The sequence below is a fragment of the Haladaptatus ordinarius genome (genome assembly GCF_054177595.1).
Map to the genome: position 1 here is coordinate 1 of NZ_JBPEHH010000241.1, position 1,946 is coordinate 1,946.

Genomic DNA, 1,946 nt, shown 5'->3' on the forward strand with positions numbered 1-1,946 from the left:
GACCTCGAACAGCAGGAAGACCGTCTCCAGGGTCGATTCGACCGGTTCCGTGAAGTCTTCATCGTCGATATGACCGTGATAACGCTGTATCAGTCCCTCTTAGGCGTGTTTCCAGGGTATGGCGACGACCACGCTGGAGCGAAGCTCCACGTGGTCGAAGCCGTCAGCACAGGACTTCCAACCGAGTTCACCATCACAGACGCGCGTACACACGAGTCAACGCAACTCTCGACCGGTCCATGGGTTGAGAACGCCCTGCTGTTGTTCGATCAAGCCTATTTCGACTACCGTACGATGGATCTCATCGATGCCAACGGCGGGTGGTTCCTTACGCGACTCAAACCCAACGCAAACCCCGAAATCACCGACGAATTCAGGGAATGGTGTGGCAACGCCATTTCCCTGAAAGGAAAGCAGATCCAGGAGATCTTGGGCGATCTTCACCGAGACGTCATCGACGTCAAGGGTGAAGTCGAGTTCAAACGGCGCGTCTACAACGGCACGGCTTCGCGTGCCGTTGAGGCGTTTCGTGTCGTCGGCGTCTGGAACGAAGAGGATCAACACTATCACCTCTACATCACGAATCTGCCGGCTGAGGAGTATCGCGCGCCTGATATCGCGAAGCTCTATCAGGCGCGCTGGGAGATCGAACTCCTGTTTCGAGAGCTGAAACGAGTGTACGGGCTTGACGAAGTCACCTCCAGCAAGCCCGAAGTCGTGGAAGCATTGATTCTCATCGGGTTGCTCTCACTTGTGATTAGCCGCACGCTCAGGGAGCTGTTCATCGAGATCATCGAAGAACAGCAAGAAGATCGCAGCGACGACGACGTTGACGCGTCGTCGCTGCTGCCCCGGGAACGGTGGGCACGGGCGTTCAGCCGGCGAAGTGATCGAATCCTCCGCCGAGTCGCCGAGCGACTCGGCTACGAGCCACCGAGCCTCATTGAATCATTGCTGAATAATGCGCTGGATCCGAACGCTCACCGCTCCCTGCTGTTAGAGCGGGTCAAGCACGATCCCTTCGAAGCTGACCTCGCGTAACTCCCCCTGAACGGGGTGGAGTCGTGAGGATCCCCAGTGACAGCGTTCTGACTCAGGTGGTGGTTCGGAGCGCTCACCCCCGTGAGCGCTCCTAAAGCCATCCCAATCTGGAAACAGTTCTCTGCGACTGACTGTACTATCCCAACCAACGACCGGAATTCTGGTTCTGCCGTCCTGGATACAGCGGGATTAGCCTAGAACGGATGCCAGCGTCATTTGTTGCGGCTGTGCTAAGTACGCTCGCGACGTGCCGGAAAGTGATGGAGATATAGGTTTCCTTCTCACAGGATCATTTTTCACACGCGTCGTCTATCGATCGTGACCCTCGGTCTGCGGCCACCGAGCGCAGGTCACCCGCGTTTCGGCGGATGACCTGCGGGCCGATTCTGAAATCAGACGGTGTTTTTGTCGAGACGTGGACGTCGGTGACGTACAGAGTTTCGACATCAACTAACGCGGTGACTTTCAGCGTCCGAACACGGTAATGCGCCCGCTGGGCGTGGTGACGCGAGAGCTGGTCACGATCGAATCCTGTCGAGTTGATGGCAGCATGGCCAGTGCGTTTCTCCGCGCTTCGGCGGAGAAACGCACGCCAGCGAGCCATCGGAATCGTCTCGAACCAATCGCGAAGAACCGTGAAGTGAGGTAACCGCGTGAGGCCAATTTCGTCGAGAACGCCAGGCATTTCGCTCAGCAAGTCGATCGTTTGGTGGTAGGATTTTCCGAGCTCAATTCGCAGTGCGTGCAGTGTAAGCATTGCCCACTCGGCGAACCCGCCTCCCCCGATAGTGCTTCACAGAAGATTTAGGTGGACTCTGAGTAGGGAAGGTAATGACTGGACGGGAGAAAGAGATCGTCCGACACCTGGGTGAGGACGATCTCGACCGCTTGCTCACACAGACTGA

At 57.0% G+C, this 1,946-nt stretch carries 1 protein-coding gene and 1 pseudogene; one reads left to right on the top strand and one right to left on the bottom strand.

Annotated elements, in window-relative coordinates; translation table 11 throughout:
• Positions 1–1,041, top strand: a 1,041-nt coding sequence (locus ACR3FF_RS26880) for an IS4 family transposase (RefSeq protein ID WP_458191131.1), incomplete at its 5' end; no start/stop codon positions are given.
• 322 nt (positions 1,042–1,363) lie between these two features.
• Here the strand turns inward: ACR3FF_RS26880 and ACR3FF_RS26885 are convergent.
• A pseudogene (locus ACR3FF_RS26885) lies at positions 1,364–1,828 on the bottom strand (transposase); the annotation flags it as partial.
• Between the last annotated feature and the right edge of the window lie 118 nt (positions 1,829–1,946).